The sequence below is a fragment of the Falsiroseomonas oryzae genome (genome assembly GCF_027856955.1).
Classification (GTDB): Bacteria; Pseudomonadota; Alphaproteobacteria; order Acetobacterales; family Acetobacteraceae; genus Falsiroseomonas; species Falsiroseomonas oryzae.
The window spans coordinates 1-2,522 of sequence record NZ_JAPSMD010000614.1; the positions used below are offsets into that span (position 1 = coordinate 1).

3 protein-coding genes are annotated in these 2,522 nt (G+C 74.7%); 2 read left to right on the forward strand and 1 reads right to left on the reverse strand.

The window, feature by feature from the left end; genetic code table 11:
* A partial coding sequence (locus OZN99_RS29635) for a hypothetical protein (protein ID WP_270938807.1) occupies positions 1-311 on the reverse strand: 311 nt, incomplete at its 3' end.
* Positions 312-433: 122 nt separating this feature from the next.
* Between OZN99_RS29635 and OZN99_RS29640 the strand changes: the two genes are divergently transcribed.
* Positions 434-2,074 carry a hydantoinase B/oxoprolinase family protein gene (locus OZN99_RS29640; RefSeq protein WP_270938808.1) on the forward strand — a complete coding sequence of 547 codons (1,641 nt, stop codon included), beginning with the start codon at positions 434-436 and terminating at the stop codon, positions 2,072-2,074.
* Positions 2,071-2,522: hydantoinase/oxoprolinase N-terminal domain-containing protein (locus tag OZN99_RS29645; protein WP_270938809.1), on the forward strand; the 452-nt coding region annotated here is incomplete at its 3' end. The genes OZN99_RS29640 and OZN99_RS29645, both read left to right, overlap by 4 nt.

Genomic DNA, 2,522 nt, shown 5'->3' on the forward strand with positions numbered 1-2,522 from the left:
GGCCCCGCGCCGAGCAGCCGCGCCAGCGCGTGCAGCCCGGTCGCCGTCGCCGCCACGGCGAGCGCGCCGGCCAGCCGCATGGCGATCACCGGATCGGGCACCAGCGCATGCACCAGCGCCAGCAGCGCCGGCGCGCCCGGCGGGTGCATGTCCCACACCGCGATCCAGGGCCAGCCGCCCTCCAGCCAGGCGACGGCCTGCAGCAGGTAGAGCCCCTCATCCGGGTCGATCACGGACGCGACGAAGCCCGGCGCGCGCAGCAGCAGCGCGGCGGCGCAGAACAGCAGCGGCGCCATGCGCGCGAGACCCACGCGGCCCCTCCCCCGATGCGCGGCGACGAACGCATCGCCTGCGTGACGGTTCGGCTCCGCGCCGATCACGCCGGCGTGGCCGCCGGCTTGACGCGGTGCGGCCCGCGGCGGAGCGTTCCCGCATGCAGACCGATCCGGTGACGCTCGCCGTCCTCGAGAACCGCTTCCGCGCCATCGTGGAGGAGATGGGAGAGGCGCTGCTGCGCACCGCGACCTCGCAGATCCTCAACTCCTCGCGCGACTTCTCGGTGGCGCTGTGCGACGGGGCGGCGCGGCTGGTGGCGCAGGCCGACCACATCCCCGTCCATGTCGGCGCCATGCCCTTCGCCGCGCAGGCGGTGCTGGACGCCTTCGGCGGCGCGATGCGGCCGGGCGACTGCTTCCTGCTGAACGACCCCTGGCACGGCGGAAGTCATCTGCCTGACCTGACCATCGTTCTCCCCGTCTTCGGGAACGACGCCCTCCGCTTCCTCTGCGTCGTCCGCGCACACCAGTCCGACATCGGCGGCGCCACGCATGGCGGCTACAACCCCTCGGCCACCGAGATCTGGCAGGAAGGCATCCGCATCCCACCGATCCGCCTGGGCGAGGACGATGCGCTGCGCGAGGACCTGGTCGCGATGCTCGCGCTCAACACGCGCATCGCGCGCGACTTCCGCGGCGACCTGATGGCGATGTGGGGCGCCGCCCGCCTCGGCGCGACGCGGCTTGCGGCGCTGCTGACGGAGCACGGCGCGCCGAAGCTCGCCGCCGCCTGCGACGCCATCCTCGACCTGGCCGAGGGCCATGCCCGCCGCATCATCGCGTCCTGGGCGGATGGCGAGTATCACGGCGAGGCGACGCTGGACGACGACGGCCACGACGCCACCGACATCCCCATCCGCGCCCGCGTGACCAAGCGCGGCGGGTCGCTGACGGTGGACCTCTCGGACAGCGCCCCGCAGGTGAAGGGCTTCGTCAACTCCTCCTGGCCCAACACCGTCAGCGCCGTGCGCATGGCGCTCGCCTACCTGCTGGACCCCGAGGTCGCGAAGAACGACGGCGCCTTCCGCCCGCTGGAGATCCTCGCCCCCGAAGGCAGCATCGTGAACCCGCGCGAGGGCGCGGCCGTCACGCTCTGCACCTCCCACCCCTCGAACGAGATCGTGGAGGCCATCGTCAAGGCGCTCGCCCCCGCCTGCCCCGAACGCGCCATGGGCGGCTGGGGAAGGCGCTTCCGCGTGGCGATCACCGGCACCGATCCGCGCCGAAACCGCCGCTTCGTCTGGCACCTGTTCCACGCCCGCCCCGGCGGCGGCGGCCATGCGAAGGGCGACGGCTGGTCCACCGCCGGCGAGTGGCATTCCGCCGGCGGCCTGAAGTTCGGCAGCGTGGAGATGGCGGAGGCCCGCTTCCCGCTCTTCTTCCGCCGCCACGAATTCCGCCCGGGTTCCGCCGGCGAGGGCACGCATCGCGGCGGCCTCGGCGCCGAACTGGAGCTGGTCATCGAGGCGCCCGGCACGTCCCGCGCCAACACCGCCGGCGACGGCGTGCGGCACGGCGCCGCCGGCATGCTGGGCGGCCGCGACGGCGCGCCGCACCGCTACACGCTGCGCCACCCCGACGGCACGGAGCGCGACCTCCGCACCAAGGAGACCGGCGTGGAGCTGCGCCAGGGCGACCTGCTGCTGGTGCGTTCCGGCGGCGGCGGCGGCTGGGGCCCGCCGGAGCAGCGCGACCCCGCCGCCATCGCGGCCGACCGCGCGGAAGGCCTGCTGCCATGATGGGCCCCTACCGCATCGGCGTGGATGTCGGCGGCACCTTCACCGACGTCGTCTGCATCGGCGCCGATGGCGAGACCGTGCTCGCCAAGGCCGCCACCACGCCGCACGACCAGTCGGAAGGCGTGCTCGACGGCCTGCGCGGCCTGGCGCAGACGCTGCACATCACGCTGCGCGAGCTGCTGGAAGTCACCGAGCGCCTGGTGCACGGCACCACCGTCGCCACCAACGCCCTGCTGGAACGCCGCACCGCCCGCGTCGCGCTGCTGACCACCGAGGGCCACCGCGACGTCATCGAGATGCGCGAGGGCCTGAAGCCCGAGCGCTACGACCTGCGCCTGCCGCCGCCCGCGCCCCTCGTCCCGCGCCGCCTGCGCCTGCCGCTGCGCGAGCGCCTGCGCGCCGACGGCAGCACGGAAACCCCGCTCGACCCCGCCTCGCTCGCCGCCGC

Bases quoted from the DNA above. Each gene is read 5' to 3' on its own strand.
- OZN99_RS29640 (WP_270938808.1), top strand. From the start codon at position 434: ATGCAGACCGATCCGGTGACGCTCGCCGTCCTCGAGAACCGCTTCCGC.